This window comes from Halopseudomonas sp. Lyrl_26, assembly GCF_051948695.1.
Lineage (GTDB): Bacteria > Pseudomonadota > Gammaproteobacteria > Pseudomonadales > Pseudomonadaceae > Halopseudomonas > Halopseudomonas formosensis.
The window spans coordinates 57,840-76,241 of sequence record NZ_JAYJLH010000010.1; the positions used below are offsets into that span (position 1 = coordinate 57,840).

Below are 18,402 nucleotides of genomic sequence, written 5' to 3' on the forward strand. Positions count from 1 at the left end.
TGGCCGGGCCTCAGGCGCGGGGGCACAGCTCGGTTTCGGCGAAGAAGTAGCCGATTTCACGGGCAGCCGAAGTGGTGGAGTCGGAACCGTGGACGGCGTTGGCGTCGATGGACTCGGCGAAGTCGGCACGGATGGTACCGGCAGCGGCTTCCTTGGGGTTGGTGGCGCCCATCAGCTCGCGGTTCTTCAGTACGGCACCTTCACCTTCCAGAACCTGGACCACAACCGGACCGGAAGTCATGAAGCTGACCAGATCCTTGAAGAAGGGGCGTTCCTTGTGCTCGGCGTAGAAGCCTTCGGCGTCGGCCTGGGACAGTTGAACCATCTTGGCAGCGACGATGCGCAGACCGGCCTGCTCGAAACGGGTCAGGATCTGGCCGATCACGTTCTTGGCAACGGCGTCGGGCTTGATGATGGACAGGGTGCGTTCTACGGCCATGAAACTCTCCAGAGTTTGAAAAAATGGATGGACAGATAACAGGAATTGTTAACCCGCAGATTATACGCAGGTTGACCCCAAATGCGTAACAGGCCCGGCCATCGAGTTTGCTACGCGGTCTTACCGGCTCTGGCGCAGCCGTTCCACCGCCGTGCACAGCACCTCGGCGGCATGCTGCACCTCCTCGGCGGTGGTGAAACGCCCGAGTGACAGGCGGATGGAGCTGTGCGCCAGTGCATCGGGCAGACCTATGCCCCGCAGCACATAGGACGGCTCTACCGAGGCAGAGGTACAGGCCGACCCGGTGGACAGCGCCAGGTCGCGCAGGGCCAGCAGCAGCAGCTCGCCATCCACCCCGTCAAAGGCCAGGTTCAGGTTGTGTGGGACCCGATGTTCCGCCGACCCGTTCAGCGAGACACCCTCGAGACCACTGAGCCCGTCCAGCAGTTGCCGGTGCAGCCCGGCGATGCGCTGGGTCTCGGCCTTCATCTCTGCCCCGGCCAGGGCAAAGGCCTCGCCCATCCCCACCAGCTGATGGGTAGCCAGGGTTCCCGAGCGCATGCCCCGCTCGTGCCCGCCACCGTGAATCTGCGCCTCGATACGCACATCCGGAGCGCGCCGCACGTAGAGCGCGCCGACCCCCTTGGGTCCGTAGCTCTTGTGGGCGCTGAAGGACATCAGATCCACCGGCAGCTGCTTGAGATTGATCGGCAGCTTGCCGGTGGACTGGGCCGCATCCACATGAAACAGAATGCCCCGCTCCCGCGCCACCGCGCCCAGGGCCGCGATATCGTTGATCACGCCGATCTCGTTGTTGACGTGCATGAGCGACACCAGGATGGTGTCCTCGCGCAGCGCTTCGGCCAGCTGCTGCGGGGTAATCAGCCCGTCCGGTCCCGGCGTGAGCCAGGTGACTTCAAAACCCTCGCGCTCCAGCTGATGGCAGGGGTCTATTACCGCCTTGTGCTCGATCATGGAGGTGACGATATGCCGTCCGCGTTCGGCCCGGGCATGGGCTGCGCCCTTGATGGCAAGGTTGTCGGACTCGGTCGCCCCGGAGGTCCAGACGATCTCCCGGGGATCGGCCCCGACCAGATCGGCCACCTGGCGGCGCGCCAGTTCGACCGCCTCCTCCGCCTGCCAGCCATACTGGTGTGAGCGGGACGCAGGATTGGCGAAGATGCCATCCATGGTCAGGCAGCCGCACATCTTCTGCGCCACCCGCGGATCAACCGGGGTGGTCGCGGCATAGTCCAGGTAGACGGGCAGTTTCATCATCACTCCTCAGGGCCGACCGGCCGCTTCGTCACCCTGCTCCGGCGCAGGCTGCTGCGGTTCCTCGATCAGCGCTTCAAATTGTTCACTATCCAGTTTGGGCAGATCCCGGGCGCAATAATCGCTGCCCAGGTCGTTCAGCGCCTTGCACATGCCCTCGATGCGGCTGTCGACCGCGTGCATGTGATCCAGCATCTGGCCGATGGCACGGGCCACCGGGTCCGGCATGTCCCGCGTGACGCCATAAGCGTCGAAGCCGATCTTCTCCGCCATGGCCTGGCGCTGACTGTGGATCGGATCCTGCTCGTCGGCCCCACTCTCGTCGCGGACGATGATGCGCCCCGGGATACCTACCACCGTCGCCCCCGCCGGCACGGCCTTGGTCACCACGGCATTGGAGCCCACCTTGGCGCCCTTGCCTACGGTAAAGGGTCCGAGCACCTTGGCTCCGGCGCCGACCACCACTCCGTCCTCCAGGGTCGGATGGCGCTTGCCCTTGTTCCAGCTGGTACCACCCAGGGTAACGCCCTGATAGAGAGTGACGTCATCGCCTATTTCGGCCGTCTCGCCGATCACCACACCCATGCCATGGTCGATGAAGAAGCGGCGACCGACCCGGGCGCCGGGATGGATCTCGATTCCCGTCAGCCAGCGACCCAGGTTGGATACCATGCGTGCCAGCAGGCGCGCATCGCGCAGCCACAGCCAGTGGGCGATGCGGTGCAGCCATACTGCGTGCAGTCCGGGATAGCAGAGCAGCACTTCCCAGCGACTGCGCGCCGCAGGATCCCGATGGAATACGCTGGCAATATCTTCCTTCACATTTTCGAACATATCAGCCTCTCCGCGCACCGGCCGCCTTGACGCCGATGGCCTTCTGGGTTTCTGTCAGTATGCCCCGCAGGATGTTCATCTCCACCTGATTGGGCTGGCCGCGCTCGTAGAGCCGGCGCAGACGCGACATCAGCTTCTTCGGCTGCTGGGGATCAAGGAAGCCGATCTCCACCATCACCTGCTCCAGATGCTGGTAGAACAGCTCCATCTGTTCGGCGGTTACCGGGGGTTCCTCCTCGGCCGCCGGCTTGGCAAAGGTGGTCGACAGCCCCTGGCGCCCGAGACTCTGCATGCGCAGCTCGTAGCTCAGCACCTGCACCGCCGCCGCCAGATTCAGCGAACTGAAGTCGGAGTCGGACGGGATATGCACATGGTAGCGGCAACGCTGCAGCTCCTCACTGGTAAGCCCGGAGTGCTCGCGACCGAATACCAGCGCGACCGGGCCGCCGGCCGGCGACTCCAGCTGATCCAGCACCTTGTCCGCCGCCTCCCGCGGATCCACCACCGGCCAGGGGATGCGGCGATCCCGGGCACTGGTGCCCAGAACCAGCAGGCAATCGGCCAGCGCCTCCTCCAGCGTCGCGACCACCCGGGCATTGGCCAGAATGTCGTCGGCACCCGAGGCGCGGGAGCTGGCTTCAGGGTCAGGGAAGCGCTCGGGGTCGACCAGCACCAGCTGGCTCAACCCCATGTTTTTCATCGCCCTGGCAGCGCCACCAATGTTGCCGGGATGGCTGGTGTTTACCAGAACCACGCGAATATCATCAAACAAGGGACACTCCAGAGCTGCAGCGAGGCAAAGAGATAAGGAAAGGCAGGCATCTTACTAAAATCTGGCGATCACTGACTATGATGCATTTGTGCAACTGGGACGGCGACTCTGCTATAATTTCCGGCTTTTCGTACCCTACCAGAGATACCCCCTATGCAGCCCATGTTGAATATCGCCCTGCGCGCCGCCCGCAGCGCCGGAGAATTGATCTACCGCTCCATGGAGAGGCTGGACATCCTGACCGTCAACGAGAAGGAAGCGAACGACTACGTCAGCGAAATCGACCGGGCTGCAGAACAGACCATCATCAACCATCTGCGCAAGACCTACCCCGATCACGGCTTTCACGCCGAAGAATCCGGCTTCCAGCCCGGCCAGGGTGAAGGCGCGGATATCGTCTGGATCATCGACCCGCTGGATGGCACCACCAACTTCCTGCGCGGCGTACCGCACTTTGCCGTGAGTATCGCCTGTCGCATCAAGGGTCGCATCGAGCACGCGGTCATTCTCGACCCGGTCCGCCAGGAAGAATTCACCGCCAGCCGTGGCCGGGGTGCCGCGCTCAACGGCAAGCGTCTGCGGGTAAGTAACCGCAAGAGCCTGGACGGCGCTCTGCTGGGTACCGGTTTCCCGTTCAAGCAGGACCAGATTGCCGACCTGGACAACTATCTTGGCATGTTCCGCAGCCTGGTCGGCCAGACTGCCGGCATCCGCCGCTGCGGCGCCGCCAGCCTGGATCTGGCCTACGTCGCCGCCGGCCGCTATGACGCCTTCTGGGAGTTCGGACTCGCCGAATGGGACATGGCCGCCGGAGGCCTGCTCATTCAGGAAGCGGGCGGCCTGATCAGCGACTTCACCGGTGGCCACCAGTTCCTGGAAAAGGGCCAGGTCGTGGCCGGCAATCCGAAGTGCTTCAAGGCCGTGCTGACCGCCATCCAGCCGCACCTGACACCGGCTATGAAGCGCTGAGGCGGAGGCGGAGGCGGAGGCGGAGGCGGAGGCAAGCTTCAAGCGGTAAGCGGTAAGCGGTAAGCCGCAAGCCGCAAGCCGCAAGCCGCAAGCCGCAAGCCGCAAGTGTGACAAGAAGCAAAAACCCCGGTACAGCAGCGCTGTCCGGGGTTTTTGCTTTCTGGCCTCAGCTCGACGTGCTGCCCTCAGGGGCGGTCGTCGACCTCTTCCAGCTGCTTGGGAATCAGATCCTCACGGGTCAGATTCTGGCTGATCAGCAGCCCGTTGGCGACGTAGATGGACGAGTAGGTACCAATGACCACACCGACGATCAGCGTCAGGGCGAAGCCGTACAGCGACTCGCCGCCGACCAACAGCAGCGACAGCAGTACCACGATAGTGGAAGCCGAGGTTGCCAGGGTACGGGCCAGGGTCTGGGTAGTGGAGACGTTGATCACCTCGGCCAGATCGGCGTTGCGCATCAGCCGCATGTTCTCGCGCACCCGGTCGAACACCACGATGGTGTCGTTCAGCGAGTAGCCCACGCCGGCCAGCAGCGCAGCCAGCACCGTCAGGTCGAAGGGAATGTTGAAGAACGACAGGATACCCAGGGTGAAGATGGCGTCGTGCAGCAGCGCCACCACCGCAGCGGTGGAGAACTTGAACTGGAAGCGCATGGCCACGTACAGCAGGATGCCGCCAAGGGCCAGCAGCAGACCGATACCGCCCTGGTCACGCAGTTCCTCACCGACCTGCGGGCCGATGAACTCCACCCGCTTGACGGTGACTTCCTGGGCGGCGTTGTCGGCGCGGATCAGCTGGGCAATCCGGCTGCCCACGTTGGGGTCATCACTGGCCAGACGGATCATGACGTCCGATGTGGAACCGAAGTTCTGCACTATGGCATCGCCAAGTCCGGCCGCCTGCAGCGTCTGGCGCACAGCCGCCAGATCTACCGGCTCGCTGTAGCTCAGCTCGACCTGAGCACCCCCGGTGAAGTCCAGACTGAAGTTCAGCCCCTTGACGACCAGGCTGGCGATGGAGGCCAGACAGAATACCAGTGCGATGACGTAGAACGGCTTGCGCCAGCGCATGAAGTTGATGGTGTTGTTAAGCATCTGTTGGGCTCCTCACAGCCAGATCTTGCTGAGCGTTTTACCGGTGCGACCACCCAGCAACAGGTTGATCAGCGCTCGGGTCACCAGAATGGCACTGAACAGCGAGGTGACAATACCCAGTGACAGGGTGACAGCGAAGCCCTTGATCGGGCCGGAGGCCATGGCAAAGAGAATGGCGCCGACCAGCAACGTGGTCAGGTTACTGTCGAGAATGGCGGAGAATGCCTTGTCGAAGCCCTCGTGGATGGCCCGTTGCGCCGAAGTGCCGGCTTTCAGCTCTTCGCGTATCCGCGCAAAGATCAGCACGTTGGCGTCAATGGCCATACCCAGGGTCAGCACGATACCGGCAATGCCCGGCAGGGTCAGGGTAGCGCCCAGCAGCGACATCAGCGCCAGCAGCAGTACCAGGTTGAAGCTCAGGGCGATACTGGCCAGCACACCGAAGCCGCGGTAGACCACCACCATGAACAGCATGGCGAGGACAAAACCGAGCTGGGTCGCCGCAATGCCGTTGGCGATGTTCTCGGCCCCCAGGCTCGGCCCGATGGTGCGTTCCTCGGCAAAGTGCATGGGCGCCGCCAGACCACCGGCGCGCAGCAGCAGCGCCAGCTCGGAGGCTTCGGCGGGAGAACCCAGACCGGTGATGCGGAACTGGTTGCCCAGGGTGCTCTGGATGGTGGCCAGGCTGATGATGGACTTCTCCTCAACGAAGCTCGGTACCGTCACCTCCTGCATCACCCCATCCACTTCCTGCATCACGGTACGGGGCACTTCGCGCTGCTCGATGAAGAGCACCGCCATGCCACGGCCCACGTTGTTGCGGGTGGCACGGGACATCAGCTCGCCACCGTGGCCGTCCAAACGGATGTTCACCTGGGGCTGGCCGTTCTCGTCGAAGTTGGACTGGGCATCGGTGACCTGATCACCGGTGAGGATGATGCTGCGCTCGACGTCGGCCGGCGGACGACCCATGCCATCACGGAACTCGAAGGTCTCGACGGTAGCACGGGGCGCATTGGGCTCGGCGGCCAGGCGGAACTCGAGGTTGGCGGTCTTGCCCAGGATACGCTTGGCTTCGGCGGTGTCCTGCACGCCAGGCAGCTCGACGATGATGCGGTTGGCGCCCTGGCGCTGAACCAGCGGCTCGGCGACACCCAGTTCGTTGACCCGGTTGCGCACCGTGGTCAGGTTCTGGCTCACCGCATAGTTGCGGATTTCGCTCTGCTTGGCATCGGTCAGCGCCAGACGCAGCACATCCATGTTGTCACGGCGGGTGGTGGTGATCTGGAATTCGTTGTACTTGCTGTTGATGACCCGCTGGGCGGCGCTGAGCTGGTCACTTTCGGTGAAGCCGAACTGCAGGACATTGCCCTGCTTGGGCAGACTGCGATAGCGCACCCGCTCGCTCCGGAAGAGGCTGCGCAGCTCGCTGTCATAGACGTTCATGCGCGCTTCGATGGCCTTGTCCATGTCCACTTCCAGCAGGAAGTGCACACCACCGGCCAGATCCAGGCCCAGCTTCATGGGGCCTGCACCGATATTCATCAGCCACTGGGGTGTGGTCGGGGCCAGGTTCTGGGCCACCACGAAATTGTTGCCCAGCGTCCGACGCACTATGTCCTGGGCAGGCAGCTGATCATCCAGCTCGACCAGGCGCACCAGTCCGGAGCCGGCATTGTCGCTCAGCTCGATGCCCTTGGTCTGGATACCGGCCTCGTTGAGGGCACGCTCGATGCGTTCGAGATCGCCGCGTTCGATGGTCTGGGTTGAGCTGATGCCGGAAATCTGGATAGCCGGATCGTCGGGGTAGAGGTTGGGGGTGGCATATACGAGGCCGAGCAGCAGCACAGCCACGATGAGCAGGTATTTCCACAGCGGATAACGGTTGAGCATGTCGGGGCCCGATACGAACCGGGCGCATCATGCGCCCGGGTAACTGTCTAAGAAATCAGATGGCTTTCAGGGTGCCCTTGGGCAGCGCCGCAACCACGGCTCCCTTCTGGAACTTCAGTTCCTGCCCCTCGCTCACTTCCAGCACGATGAACTCGTCGGTGACCTTCTTCACCTTGCCAAGGATACCGCCGTTGGTGACCACTTCGTCGCCGGTGCTCAGGCTGTTGAGCAGATTCTTGTGTTCCTTGGCACGTTTGGCCTGGGGACGCCAGATCATCAGATAGAAGATGACCACGAAGCCCACCAGGAAGATCAGACTCATGGCATCAAAGCCTGCCGGCGGTGCACCCGCACCTTCTGCAGTCTGGGCCATGGCGCTGGAGATGAAGAAACTCATGTAACACTCCTGTTTTATGTAATCGCAAGAAGATAATGGGGCTTCCTGGCCGCTGTTCAAGTCTCAAGCGGTGGGACCAGCCGGCCGAGTCTGGCGTAGAAGTTATCCACAAAGTCGGTCAATGTACCCTGTTGAATGGCACCGCGCAAACCGTCCATCAACCGCTGATAATGTCTCAGGTTGTGGATGGTGTTGAGCATGCTGCCGAGCATCTCCCCGCACTTGTCCAGATGGTGCAGGTAGGACCGGGTGAAATGCCGGCAGGTATAGCAATCGCAGGCCGGATCCAGCGGCGAGTCGTCGTGGCGGTGCACCGCGTTGCGGATTTTTACCACGCCGGTATCGGTGAACAAATGCCCATTCCGGGCATTGCGGGTCGGCATCACGCAATCGAACATGTCGACGCCCCGACGCACGCCCTCGACCAGATCCTCCGGTTTGCCCACGCCCATCAGGTAACGGGGTTTTTCCGGCGGCATCAGCGGCGGCAGGAAGTCCAGAATACGGATCATGTCCTCCTTCGGCTCGCCAACGGACAGACCGCCGATGGCCAGGCCATCGAAGCCGATCTCGCACAGCCCGTCCAGCGAACGGGCACGCAGGTCCTCGTGCATGCCGCCCTGGACGATGCCGAACAGGGCCGAGGGGTTGCCCTCGTGGGCATTCTTCGAGCGCTGCGCCCAGCGCAGCGACAGTTCCATGGAACGGCGCGCGGTGTCGTGGTCGGCGGGGTACGGGGTGCACTCGTCGAAGATCATCACGATGTCCGACCCCAGCTCACGTTGCACCTGCATGGACTCCTCGGGCCCCATGAACACCTTGGCACCATCCACCGGAGAGGAGAAGTACACACCCTCCTCCCTGATCTTGCGCATGGCGCCCAGGCTGAATACCTGGAAGCCACCGGAGTCGGTGAGGATCGGTCCCTGCCACTGCATGAAGTCGTGCAGGTCGCCATGCTTGCGGATGACCTCGGTGCCCGGGCGCAGCCACAGGTGGAAGGTATTGCCCAGAATGATCTGCGCGCCTATATCCTTGATATCCCGGGGCAGCATGCCCTTGACCGTGCCGTAGGTACCCACCGGCATGAAGGCAGGGGTTTCCACCACACCGCGGGGAAAGGTCAGGCGCCCGCGACGGGCCTTGCCGTCGGTGGCGAACACTTCAAACTGCATATGACTCATTGTTCATCCTCGGGCCCACGGGCATCCGGATTGCGGGTGATGAACATCGCATCACCGTAACTGAAGAAGCGGTACTCGTTGTCCACCGCTGCACGGTAGGCAGCCATGGTTTCGCGGTAGCCGGCAAAGGCCGATACCAGCATCAGCAGGGTCGATTCCGGCAGGTGGAAGTTGGTGACCAGCGCATCGACCACATGGAAGGGGCGTCCTGGATAGAGGAAGATGTCGGTATCGCCGCTGAAGGGACGCAGCTCCCCGTCCCGGGCGGCGGTTTCCAGCGAGCGCACGCTGGTGGTACCCACCGCGATGACGCGCCCGCCCCGGGCCTTGCAGGCCTGCACTGCCGCCACCACGTCCGGCCCGACCTCCAGCCACTCGCTGTGCATGTGGTGGTCCTCGATCCGCTCCACTCTTACCGGCTGGAAGGTACCGGCACCCACGTGCAGGGTGACTTCGGCCGTTTCCACGCCGAGGTCGCGGATCGCCGCCAGCAGCTCGCTGTCGAAATGCAGCCCCGCCGTGGGCGCCGCCACCGCACCGGCACGCTGCGCGTAGACCGTCTGATACCTTTCCCGGTCGGCACTCTCATCCGGCCGATCGATGTAGGGTGGCAGCGGCATATGGCCGATGCGGTCAAGCAGCGGCAGAACCGGCTCTGCAAAGCCCAGCTCGAACAGGGCATCGTGGCGCGCCAGCATGCTGACCTGGCTGTCATCCTCGAGCAGGATGCGACTGCCCGGCTTGGGCGACTTGCTGGCCCGTACATGGGCCAGTACCCGGTGCTCGTCCAGCACCCGTTCGACCAGGATTTCCAGCTGCCCACCGGTTTCCTTGCGCCCGAACAGGCGCGCCGGTATGACCCGGGTATTGTTGAATACCATCAGGTCGCCCGGCCGCAGGTATTCCAGCAGCTCGCCGAACCGCCGGTGCTCCAGTGCACCGCTGGGGCCATCGAGACACAGCAGCCGACTGGCGCGGCGCTCGGCCAGCGGATGACGGGCGATGAGGCTGTCAGGCAGGTCGAAATGGAAATCGCTGACGCGCATGAAAGGCATACCGGCATTGCAGAAAAGGGCGCTAATGGTAGCGGAAAACCGCCCTCCCGGCCATGAAAACCATTGACCGGCGCGGCAAAGCCTCCGTATACTCCGCGCGCTTGTCCTGCGCCTCGGTGGCGGAATTGGTAGACGCGGCGGATTCAAAATCCGCTTCTGGTGACAGAGTGGGAGTTCGATTCTCCCCCGGGGCACCATTTCCCAGGGAATGGTCCTCAACTGCTCGGACAAGCATGAAAAACCGGCCTGGAGCCGGTTTTTTTGTGGGCGATTACTGCCCTCCCCTGCCCTGAAGGCAGAGGAGGAAACAGGCCTTACTGCTGATCCAGATACTTCTCCGCATCCAGCGCCGCCATGCAGCCGGCGCCAGCCGAGGTAATGGCCTGACGATAGACGTGATCTGCCACGTCACCGGCGGCGAACACGCCCGGGATATTGGTCGCGGTGGCGTTACCTTCGGTGCCGCTGTTGATCTTCAGATAGCCGTCCTTCATCTCCAGCTGACCCTCGAACAGGCCGGTGTTGGGGGTATGACCGATGGCAATGAAGACGCCAGCCAGGGCTATTTCTTCCTTGCGGCCGTCGTTGAATGCCAGACGCATGCCGGTGACGCCGCTGTCATCGCCCAGCACCTCATCCAGATTGGCGTTGAGTTTCAGCTCGATCTTGCCCTCGGCAACCTTGGCCATCAGCTTGTCGACCAGAATCTTCTCGGCGCGGAAGGTATCGCGGCGGTGCACCAGGGTGACCTTCTTCGCGATATTGGCCAGGTACAGGGCCTCTTCCACAGCGGTATTACCGCCACCGATCACGGCCACATCCTGGTTGCGGTAGAAGAAACCGTCACAGGTTGCGCAGGCCGACACACCCTTGCCCATGAAGGCCTCTTCCGAGGGCAGCCCCAGGTAGCGGGCGGAGGCACCGGTGGCGATGATCAGGGCATCGCAGCTGTACTCGCCCTGATCGCCGGTCAGCACGAAGGGCCGCTGCTGCAGATCCACCTTGTTGATGTGATCGAAGACGATCTCGGTCTCGAAGCGCTCGGCGTGCTTGCGCATGCGCTCCATCAGATCCGGACCCTGGAGACCTTCAACGTCGCCCGGCCAGTTGTCCACCTCGGTGGTGGTGGTCAGCTGACCACCCATCTGCATGCCAGTGATCAGCAGCGGCTTGAGGTTGGCCCGTGCGGCGTAGACTGCGGCGCTGTAACCAGCCGGGCCGGAGCCCAGAATGATCAGACGGGAGTGGCGTGCTTCAGACATTGATTCCTCCAGATCACCGCCGCAGCGGTATGATTGCAATTCACCGCCTGCATGGTAGAGCACTGAGCAGGCGAAGAATACTGCTGTCACTATATCAGGCGCATAGTGTATCCCTATTACCCCTGACAAAGGACTACTGATGACCCAAGCCATTGCCCCCCTGCGTGGTTCAGGCTACCTGCGCGAAGGCTGGCAGCGCATCCGCCAGCCCGGCCTGCGCCGCTTTCTGATTATTCCACTGCTGCTCAACCTGACGCTGTTTCTGGCGCTGATAGGCTGGGGCGCACGCCAGTTCAACTACTGGATGAACCGCCTGATGCCCCACCTGCCCGACTGGGCCGCCTTCGTTGAATGGCTGCTGTGGCCACTGTTCGCGCTGGTGGTACTGCTGGTGCTGTTTTTCGGCTTCAGCATGCTGGCCAACCTGATTGCCTCGCCCTTCTACGGCTTTCTGGCCGAGAAGGTCGCCGAGCAGGAACGCGGGCTGGTCAGTCTACCGACCGGCTGGCGGGAGATCGTCATGGTTGTGCCCCGCAGCCTGGGCCGTGAATGCCGCAAGATCGTCTATTACCTGCCCAGACTCATCGGGCTTTTGCTGTTGACACTGATTCCCGTGGTCAACCTGGTGGCGTCACCCCTGCTGCTGGTGTTCGGGGTATGGATGATGGCGGTGCAGTACATCGACTACCAGGCGGATAACGATCAGGTGGGATTCATCGACATGCTGCGCTGGATGCGCGGGCATCGGGGAGTGTCACTGGGCTTCGGCCTGCCGGTGTACGTCGGCATGCTGATTCCGCTGGTGAACCTGCTGGTGATGCCGTCGGCAGTGGCAGGCTCCACCCTGCTGTGGGTACGGGAAGGCCCGGGCCCACGCACGGCGGCCTGACCGGTTCAAGCGTACTGCTGTTCCGGCCAGGCCACCGGAACAGCAGTCGAACACATCAGTTCAGCGCCTTCAGTGCCTCACGGCTGAAGGGCAGGATCTCGTCAATCCGGCCTTCACGCAGCTTGGTTGCCCACTCCGGATCGGAGATCAGCACCCGGCCCACGGCGACCAGATCGAACTCCTGCTTTTCCAGACGCTGCAGCAGGTCGTCGAAGTTGGCATCGGTCTTGGCGACCTTGTCGGTCTTGACCATGTATTCGAGGAACTCGCTGTCCAGGCCCACGCTGCCGACGGTGATGCAGGGCTTGCCGGTAATCTTGCGGGTCCAGCCGGCCAGGTTCAGGGAAGACCCCTCGAACTCCGGCTCCCAGTAGCGGCGCTGGGAGCAGTGGAAGATGTCCACTCCCGCTTCAGCCAGCGGCTTGAGGAACTGCTCCAGCAGCTCCGGCGTGGGCGCCAGACGCGCGGTGTAGTCCTGCTGCTTCCACTGGGAAAAACGGAAAATGATCGGGAAATCGGGACCGACCGCTTCACGCACCGCGCGGATGATCTCCACCGCAAAGCGACCACGATTTTCCATGCTGCCACCGTACTCGTCGTCACGCTGGTTGGTACCTTCCCAGAAGAACTGGTCGATCAGGTAGCCATGGGCGCCGTGCAGCTCTACCGCATCACAACCGATTGCCTTGGCATCCTTCGCCGCCTGGGCAAAGGCCCGGACCACATCCTGAATATCCTCATGGGTCATGCCATGAACGATCAGCTTGTCGTCCTTGTACTTGGCCATGGGACCGAAGCCCGGCACGCTCGGGTCGGGCTCGGTGCCCAGACGACGCACGTTGCCGACGTGCCACAGCTGCGGGGCAAACTTGCCGCCGGCCGCGTGCACGGCGTCTACCACCTTCTTCCAGCCAGCCAGTGCTTCTTCGCCGTGGAACTGCGGCACGTTCGGATAGCCGTTGGCGGCGCAGTGCGGCACAGTGGTGCCTTCGCTGATGATCAGGCCGACACCGGCAGCGGCGCGACGGCGGTAGTATTCCACCACCTGGTCAGTGGGCACACCCTTGGGCGAGAAGTTGCGCGTCATGGGCGCCATCACCAGGCGCGTGGGCAGCTTCAGGGAGCCCAGCTCCACTGGCTTGAACAACAGACTGGCTTGTGCGGACATCGGGCAAACACTCCTGCAAATTGGACTGGAGGGCCACTATAAGGTCAGTTCGACCTTTTTTAACTTGAATTGATGTCAATGATGGCGGGACAGAAATACCTGTCATCCGGATGCGGCGGGGAAACTGCGGGGAAAGCCGGCCCGCAGGCCGGCTCCGGGCACTATCAGTGGTGCACACCACCGTCGCCATGGATGTGACCATGGGCGACTTCGTCTTCGGTGGCGTCACGTACCGCAGCCACCTTGACTTCGAAGGTCAGGCGCTGACCTGCCAGCGGGTGGTTGCCATCGACAGTGACCTCATCACCGTCAAGGGCAGTGATGGTGACGATCTGCATGCCGCCATCCGGAGCGGAGGCATGGAACTGCATGCCCACTTCCAGCTCGTCAACGCCTTCGAACATGTTGCGACCCAGCACGGCCACCAGATCCGCGGAGAATTCGCCGTAGGCGTCTTCCGGCTCGATGGTCACCTTCAGTTCATCGCCGACCTGCTTGCCATCCAGCTCACGCTCCAGCCCGGGAATGATGTTGCCTGCGCCGTGCAGGTATACCAGCGGCTCGCCGCCTGCGGAGGTGTCCAGTACTTCGCCGGCATCGTTGGTCAGGGTGTAGTCAATCGATACGGCTTTGTTGGCAGCAATCTGCATAAAAAAATCCTGTGAATTGAGGCTTTGAAGTTGTCAGTTTACGCATAAATGCGCGGAAACGCACGGGCGGTTCCCCTGCTGCTGCGCCTGGGGTATAACGGGAGAATTCCAGCTGCGGCGCGGGATGCGCCAAAACAGCCCTCGACTCAACAGCTTAGTAATGGAGCACCATGACCGATCGACTGGTACTTGTCATAAATTGTGGCAGTTCATCCCTGAAATTCGCACTGCTCGGCGAAGCCGATCGCACCCCGGTACTCAGCGGTCTGGCCGAGCGGCTGGGCACGGCCGAGGGGGTGTTGAACTGGAAGGCAGGTGATATCCGCGAGCAGGTGCTCATTGCCGACGGCACCCACCGCGCCGCCATGGCCGAATTGCTGCCGCTGATCAAGCGCTTTGCCCATCAGCCGCTGGCCGCCGTCGGCCATCGTATCGTGCATGGCGGCGAGCATTTCACCGGCGCCAGCGTGATCGACGATGAGGTGATCCAGGCGATCAAGGACAGTTCAACCCTCGCGCCGCTGCATAATCCGGCGCAGTTGACCGGTATCAATGAAGCCATGCGGGTATTCGAGGATATTCCGCATATCGCCATCTTCGATACCGCCTTTCACCAGAGTATGCCGCCCCACGCCTACCGTTACGCCCTGCCCGAGTACCTGTATACCGAACACAGCGTGCGCCGCTATGGCTTTCATGGCACCAGCCATCGCTATGTGTCCCGTCAGGCCAGCCTGCTGATGGGCATGGAGCCCGGCCATGGCGCCTGGCTGACCGCGCACCTGGGCAATGGCTGCTCCACCTGTGCGGTGCTCGATGGCAGGAGTCTGGATACCAGCATGGGTCTGACCCCGCTGGAAGGCCTGGTAATGGGTACCCGCAGCGGCGACGTGGACCCCAACCTGCATTCGCATCTGGCCCGCAACCTGGGCTGGGATCTGGAACGCATCGACAACATGCTCAACCGCGAGAGCGGCCTGCTGGGGCTGTCCGGCCTGTCCAACGACATGCGTACCCTGGTTGCCGCCCGGGCCGACGGCCACGCCGGCGCGAGCCTGGCCATCGATGTGTTCTGCTACCGTCTGGCCCGCTCACTGGCCGGGCTGGCCGTGGCGCTGCCACGTCTGGACGGACTGATCTTCACCGGCGGCATCGGCGAGAACTCGCCCCTGGTGCGCGAGCTCACGGTGCGCCATCTGGCTCTGTTCGGACTGGCCATCGACCCCGCCGCCAATGCGACACCGCCCGGCAACCCCGCGCGGCAGATCCAGACCGAGCATTCGCCCGCCATTCTGGTCATACCTACTGACGAGGAGCGGCAGATCGCCGAAGAATGCCTGGCGCTGCTCGATTTCACCGCCACCCAGTCAGCGGAACAGGAAGTCTGATTCATGCATACCTTCTTTCTCGCCCCGACGGGCTTTGGTGTGGGCCTGACGTCGGTCAGCCTGGGGCTGATCCGCGCTCTGGAACGCAGCGGCCTGCGCGTGCACTTTCTCAAACCCATTGCCCAGCCGCACCCCGGCGACAGCGGGCCGGAGCGCTCCACCGCGCTGATCAGCCGGACCATGGGACTGCAACCTCCGGCTCCGCTGGACCTGCATGAGGTCGAACGGCGTCTCGGCAACGGGGAGCTGGACGAGGTCATGGAGGATATTGTCAGCCGCTACCGCGAAGCAGCCAGAGACGCGGACGTGGTGGTGGTCGAAGGCATGGTGCCGACCCGCCAGGCGGCCTATGCCGCGCGCATCAACCAGCATATCGCTACCAGCCTGGACGCCGACGTGATCCTGGTCAGCGCCCCGGACGACGACAATCTGGTGAGCCTGGCCCACCGCATCGAGCTGCATGCCCAGGGCTTCGGCGGGCCGAACGATCCCAAGGTGCTGGGGGTGATCATCAATAAGGTGCGGGACCTGGAGCTGGAGGGCGATGTGCCCAGCGACCGCGGCGAGCTCAAGCGCACCCTCAAGGATTACGCGCTGGCACTCAAGCAGGAATCCCGGGTGCTGGATACCGAAGGCTTCCGTCTGATCGGCTGCATTCCGTGGCAGGGTGAACTCAGTGCCCCGCGCACCTCGGATGTGGCCAGCCTGCTCAATGCCCGCATCCTGCATCCCGGCGAGATGCATCAGCGCCGCGTGCGCGACATCATTCTCTGTGCCCGCACCGTACCCAACACCCTGCACCTGTTCCGTCCGGGCACCCTGCTGGTGGTACCGGGGGACAGGGACGACATCATCATCGCCAGCAGCCTGGCGTCACTCTCCGGCACGCCCCTGGCGGGCCTGCTGCTGACCGGCAACATTCTCCCCGACGAGCGTGTCATGCAGCTGTGCCAGCCGGCAGTGGATAATGGTCTGCCGATAGTGCTGGTGGAAACCGGCAGCTTTGCCACCGCCTCCCAGCTCGATCGCATGAACCGGGAGATCCCTGTCGACGACACCGAGCGCACTACCCTGGTGACCGACTTTGTCGCTTCCTATATCGACCACGCCTGGCTGCAGCGCCGCTGCGGGGAAACCACCGAACGCCGCATGTCGCCCCCGGCCTTCCGCTACGACCTGGTGACCCGGGCCCAGCAGGCCGGCAAGCGCATCGTGCTGCCCGAGGGAGACGAGCCGCGTACCGTGCAGGCCGCGGCCATCTGCCAGCGCCGGGGCATAGCCCAGTGCGTGCTGCTGGCCAAGCCCGAGTCGGTGGAAGCGGTAGCCCGCGCCCACCACATCACCCTTCCCGAGGGCTTGCAGATCATCGACCCGGACGAGGTGCGCGAGCGTTATGTGGCCCCCATGGTCGAGCTGCGCAAGGATCGCGGCCTGACCGCGCCGGTGGCGCTGCAGCAGCTGGAGGACAACGTGGTGCTGGGCACCATGATGCTGGCTCTGGACGAGGTCGACGGCCTGGTATCCGGTGCCATCCATACCACCGCCAACACCATCCGCCCGGCCTTCCAGCTGATCAAGACCGCGCCGGGATACAACCTGGTGTCCTCGGTGTTCTTCATGCTGCTGCCCGATCAGGTACTGGTGTACGGCGACTGCGCAGTGAACCCGGACCCCGATGCCGAGGAGCTGGCGGAAATCGCCATCCAGAGTGCGCGTTCGGCCGAGGCCTTCGGCATCCCGCCGCGGGTGGCGATGATCAGCTACTCCACCGGCAGCTCAGGCACCGGCGAGGATGTCGAGAAGGTGCGCAAGGCCACCCAGCTGGCGCGCGAGCGCGAGCCGGGACTGTTGATCGACGGGCCTCTCCAGTATGATGCCGCCGCGATTGCCAGCGTCGGCCAGCAGAAGGCACCGGACAGTCTGGTCGCGGGCAAGGCCACGGTCTTCATCTTCCCCGACCTGAACACCGGCAACACCACCTACAAGGCGGTGCAGCGCAGCGCCAACGTGATCAGCGTGGGCCCCATGCTGCAGGGCCTGCGCAAGCCGGTGAACGACCTGTCCCGGGGCGCCCTGGTGGACGACATCGTGTTTACAATCGCACTGACTGCCATACAGGCCGATACCCAGAACTGACCGTGACAGGGGGGCGGCCTGAAAGTGACAACAACCAGGCCGCCGCGCCCTCAAGTGAGTTGCCAGACGATGCTGTTCTTCCTGCCTGCACCCGTTCGCGGGGTTATTTCGCTGCTGCTGCTGATCCTCAACACCCTGTTCTGGTTCAGCCTGCTGCTGCCCTGTTCGCTGCTCAAGGCACTGCTGCCCATCCCGGCCTGGCAGCGTTTTCTGACCCGGGTAATGATCCGCATTGCCGAGAGCTGGATGGCATTCAACAGTGGCTGGATGCGCCTGGCCGGCCGTACCGAGTGGGTCGTCCAGGGTCGCGACCAGCTGGACCATGACGGCTGGTATCTGGTCACCAGCAACCACCAGAGCTGGGTCGACATCCTTGCCCTGCAGCACAACCTCAACCGGCGCATGCCCATGCTCAAGTTCTTCCTCAAGCAGGAGCTGATCTGGGTGCCGGTAATCGGCATCTGCTGGTGGGCGCTGGATTTCCCCTTCATGAAGCGCTACAGCAAGGCCTACCTGGCCAAACACCCGGAAAAGGCCGGTCAGGATCGGCTCGCCACCCAGCGCGCCTGCGAGAAGTTCAAAGCGACCCCGGTGGCGGTATTCAACTTTCTCGAAGGCACCCGCCTGACACCCGAGAAGCATGCCGAGCAGCAGTCTCCCTATCGCTACCTGCTCAGACCCAAAGCCGGCGGTATCGCTTTCGTGCTGGATGCCATGGGCGAGCAGCTGCGCTCCCTGGTGGATATCACCATCCACTACCCTGACGGTGCGCCGACCTTCTGGGATCTGCTCAGCGGCCGCATCCGCAAGGTGGTGATGCGCTGCCAGACCCGTACCATTCCGGCGGAGTTTCTCGGCCAGGATTACGACAACGATCCGGAATTCCGCGCCCGCTTCCAGGCCTGGGTCAGCTCGCTGTGGGAGGAGAAGGATGCCCTGCTGGCAGAGCTGCATCGGGAGTATCCGCCGGGAAGGTAGTTACAGGGCGATCACG

General features: G+C 63.2%; 17 protein-coding genes and 1 tRNA gene. 6 read left to right on the forward strand and 12 right to left on the reverse strand.

Annotated features, from left to right (window positions below; genetic code table 11):
* Positions 1-10 precede the first annotated feature (10 nt).
* The 4 genes from ndk to trmJ all read right to left on the reverse strand — a co-directional run bounded on the left by ndk (position 11) and on the right by trmJ (position 3,320).
* Complete coding sequence (gene ndk / locus VF673_RS11930; RefSeq protein WP_090540980.1) at positions 11-439, reverse strand: nucleoside-diphosphate kinase; 429 nt, start codon at positions 437-439, stop codon at positions 11-13.
* A 120-nt stretch (positions 440-559) separates the two neighbouring features.
* Positions 560-1,714: an IscS subfamily cysteine desulfurase gene (locus VF673_RS11935; RefSeq protein WP_440292108.1), complete on the reverse strand. Its 1,155-nt coding sequence runs from the start codon at positions 1,712-1,714 to the stop codon at positions 560-562.
* A 9-nt stretch (positions 1,715-1,723) separates the two neighbouring features.
* On the reverse strand, positions 1,724-2,548 hold the full coding sequence (gene cysE / locus VF673_RS11940) for a serine O-acetyltransferase (RefSeq protein ID WP_320330387.1): 825 nt from the start codon (positions 2,546-2,548) through the stop codon (positions 1,724-1,726).
* Position 2,549: 1 nt separating this feature from the next.
* Positions 2,550-3,320 (reverse strand): tRNA (cytosine(32)/uridine(32)-2'-O)-methyltransferase TrmJ, encoded by a 771-nt coding sequence (trmJ, locus tag VF673_RS11945; protein WP_440292109.1) that lies wholly within the window; start codon positions 3,318-3,320, stop codon positions 2,550-2,552.
* A gap of 153 nt (positions 3,321-3,473) precedes the next feature.
* Here trmJ and VF673_RS11950 point away from each other — a divergent pair, with 153 nt between their 5' ends.
* Positions 3,474-4,289, forward strand: a complete 816-nt coding sequence (locus tag VF673_RS11950) for an inositol monophosphatase family protein (RefSeq protein ID WP_440292110.1) — start codon at positions 3,474-3,476, stop codon at positions 4,287-4,289.
* A 185-nt stretch (positions 4,290-4,474) separates the two neighbouring features.
* On the opposite strand, the gene secF is transcribed toward VF673_RS11950, so the two are convergent.
* From secF to queA, 5 genes are read right to left on the reverse strand one after another with little or no spacing between them, the layout of a single operon-like run.
* Entirely contained in the window at positions 4,475-5,386 is a 912-nt protein-coding gene (gene secF, locus VF673_RS11955; RefSeq protein ID WP_440292111.1) for a protein translocase subunit SecF, read from the reverse strand.
* 12 nt (positions 5,387-5,398) lie between these two features.
* A complete protein-coding gene (gene secD / locus VF673_RS11960; RefSeq protein ID WP_440292112.1) occupies positions 5,399-7,279 on the reverse strand; it encodes a protein translocase subunit SecD in 1,881 nt (626 codons plus the stop codon).
* Positions 7,280-7,334: 55 nt separating this feature from the next.
* Positions 7,335-7,676 (reverse strand): preprotein translocase subunit YajC, encoded by a 342-nt coding sequence (yajC, locus tag VF673_RS11965; protein WP_273126989.1) that lies wholly within the window; start codon positions 7,674-7,676, stop codon positions 7,335-7,337.
* Between the two features lie 56 nt (positions 7,677-7,732).
* A complete protein-coding gene (gene tgt / locus VF673_RS11970) occupies positions 7,733-8,851 on the reverse strand; it encodes a tRNA guanosine(34) transglycosylase Tgt (RefSeq protein ID WP_440292131.1) in 1,119 nt (372 codons plus the stop codon).
* Positions 8,852-8,856: 5 nt separating this feature from the next.
* A complete protein-coding gene (gene queA, locus VF673_RS11975) occupies positions 8,857-9,906 on the reverse strand; it encodes a tRNA preQ1(34) S-adenosylmethionine ribosyltransferase-isomerase QueA (RefSeq protein WP_440292113.1) in 1,050 nt (349 codons plus the stop codon).
* Between the two features lie 119 nt (positions 9,907-10,025).
* Between queA and VF673_RS11980 the strand changes: the two genes are divergently transcribed.
* A tRNA-Leu gene (locus VF673_RS11980) sits at positions 10,026-10,112 on the forward strand.
* 117 nt (positions 10,113-10,229) lie between these two features.
* On the opposite strand, the gene trxB is transcribed toward VF673_RS11980, so the two are convergent.
* Positions 10,230-11,177, reverse strand: coding sequence for a thioredoxin-disulfide reductase (trxB, locus tag VF673_RS11985; protein ID WP_440292114.1), 948 nt, complete (start codon positions 11,175-11,177; stop codon positions 10,230-10,232).
* 139 nt (positions 11,178-11,316) lie between these two features.
* Between trxB and cysZ the strand changes: the two genes are divergently transcribed.
* On the forward strand, positions 11,317-12,066 hold the full coding sequence (cysZ, locus tag VF673_RS11990; protein WP_440292115.1) for a sulfate transporter CysZ: 750 nt from the start codon (positions 11,317-11,319) through the stop codon (positions 12,064-12,066).
* Positions 12,067-12,121: 55 nt separating this feature from the next.
* Here cysZ and VF673_RS11995 read toward each other — a convergent pair whose 3' ends face one another.
* Together VF673_RS11995 and VF673_RS12000 are read right to left on the reverse strand one after the other, a co-directional pair.
* Positions 12,122-13,234 carry an NADH:flavin oxidoreductase gene (locus VF673_RS11995; protein ID WP_440292116.1) on the reverse strand — a complete coding sequence of 371 codons (1,113 nt, stop codon included), beginning with the start codon at positions 13,232-13,234 and terminating at the stop codon, positions 12,122-12,124.
* A 164-nt stretch (positions 13,235-13,398) separates the two neighbouring features.
* The gene (locus VF673_RS12000; protein ID WP_440292117.1) at positions 13,399-13,884 is read right to left on the reverse strand and encodes an FKBP-type peptidyl-prolyl cis-trans isomerase; all 486 of its coding nucleotides are present in this window, start codon (positions 13,882-13,884) and stop codon (positions 13,399-13,401) included.
* Between the two features lie 170 nt (positions 13,885-14,054).
* Here VF673_RS12000 and VF673_RS12005 point away from each other — a divergent pair, with 170 nt between their 5' ends.
* The 3 genes from VF673_RS12005 (at position 14,055) to VF673_RS12015 (ending at position 18,386) form a co-directional block, all read left to right on the forward strand.
* Entirely contained in the window at positions 14,055-15,272 is a 1,218-nt protein-coding gene (locus VF673_RS12005; protein ID WP_440292118.1) for an acetate kinase, read from the forward strand.
* 3 nt (positions 15,273-15,275) lie between these two features.
* Positions 15,276-17,408 carry a phosphate acetyltransferase gene (gene pta / locus VF673_RS12010; protein ID WP_440292119.1) on the forward strand — a complete coding sequence of 711 codons (2,133 nt, stop codon included), beginning with the start codon at positions 15,276-15,278 and terminating at the stop codon, positions 17,406-17,408.
* Between the two features lie 69 nt (positions 17,409-17,477).
* Complete coding sequence (locus VF673_RS12015; protein WP_440292120.1) at positions 17,478-18,386, forward strand: acyltransferase; 909 nt, start codon at positions 17,478-17,480, stop codon at positions 18,384-18,386.
* The last annotated feature ends 16 nt before the right edge of the window (positions 18,387-18,402 follow it).

Coding starts and splice junctions, on each gene's coding strand:
- ndk (WP_090540980.1), bottom strand. CDS start 439: ATGGCCGTAGAACGCACCCTGTCCATCATCAAGCCCGACGCCGTTGCC.
- VF673_RS11935 (WP_440292108.1), bottom strand. CDS start 1,714: ATGAAACTGCCCGTCTACCTGGACTATGCCGCGACCACCCCGGTTGAT.
- cysE (WP_320330387.1), bottom strand. CDS start 2,548: ATGTTCGAAAATGTGAAGGAAGATATTGCCAGCGTATTCCATCGGGAT.
- VF673_RS11950 (WP_440292110.1), top strand. CDS start 3,474: ATGCAGCCCATGTTGAATATCGCCCTGCGCGCCGCCCGCAGCGCCGGA.
- secF (WP_440292111.1), bottom strand. CDS start 5,386: ATGCTTAACAACACCATCAACTTCATGCGCTGGCGCAAGCCGTTCTAC.
- secD (WP_440292112.1), bottom strand. CDS start 7,279: ATGCTCAACCGTTATCCGCTGTGGAAATACCTGCTCATCGTGGCTGTG.
- yajC (WP_273126989.1), bottom strand. CDS start 7,676: ATGAGTTTCTTCATCTCCAGCGCCATGGCCCAGACTGCAGAAGGTGCG.
- tgt (WP_440292131.1), bottom strand. CDS start 8,851: ATGCAGTTTGAAGTGTTCGCCACCGACGGCAAGGCCCGTCGCGGGCGC.
- queA (WP_440292113.1), bottom strand. CDS start 9,906: ATGCGCGTCAGCGATTTCCATTTCGACCTGCCTGACAGCCTCATCGCC.
- trxB (WP_440292114.1), bottom strand. CDS start 11,177: ATGTCTGAAGCACGCCACTCCCGTCTGATCATTCTGGGCTCCGGCCCG.
- cysZ (WP_440292115.1), top strand. CDS start 11,317: ATGACCCAAGCCATTGCCCCCCTGCGTGGTTCAGGCTACCTGCGCGAA.
- VF673_RS11995 (WP_440292116.1), bottom strand. CDS start 13,234: ATGTCCGCACAAGCCAGTCTGTTGTTCAAGCCAGTGGAGCTGGGCTCC.
- VF673_RS12000 (WP_440292117.1), bottom strand. CDS start 13,884: ATGCAGATTGCTGCCAACAAAGCCGTATCGATTGACTACACCCTGACC.
- VF673_RS12005 (WP_440292118.1), top strand. CDS start 14,055: ATGACCGATCGACTGGTACTTGTCATAAATTGTGGCAGTTCATCCCTG.
- pta (WP_440292119.1), top strand. CDS start 15,276: ATGCATACCTTCTTTCTCGCCCCGACGGGCTTTGGTGTGGGCCTGACG.
- VF673_RS12015 (WP_440292120.1), top strand. CDS start 17,478: ATGCTGTTCTTCCTGCCTGCACCCGTTCGCGGGGTTATTTCGCTGCTG.